Consider the following 246-nt stretch of genomic DNA (forward strand, 5'->3'; position numbering starts at 1 on the left):
GTGGTTTAAATCTTAGTTTTTTCATTATTTAAACTGACCCCAATAATCATCATCTGATTCAACAATTTCATCGTCAGGTAAAACATGGCGTTTAATTAACTGATCACGTGCAATTGCATATTCTAACGAACCTTCTTTAGCTTTTAATGCTCTTTCTAGCCAGTCCATTTTTTCTTGTGAAACGATGGCTACTGCGCGACTATTTGAACGAGCAATATAAACGGTTTCGTCTTCGTCATTAACTTG

1 protein-coding gene is annotated in these 246 nt (G+C 35.4%); it reads right to left on the reverse strand.

Annotated features, from left to right (window positions below; genetic code table 11):
• Positions 1-24: 24 nt before the first annotated feature.
• Positions 25-246 (reverse strand): antitoxin (locus tag IV64_RS02055; RefSeq protein WP_057705520.1); only part of this gene is annotated, 222 nt, incomplete at its 5' end.

The organism is Lactiplantibacillus xiangfangensis (assembly GCF_001438845.1).
Taxonomy (GTDB): domain Bacteria; phylum Bacillota; class Bacilli; order Lactobacillales; family Lactobacillaceae; genus Lactiplantibacillus; species Lactiplantibacillus xiangfangensis.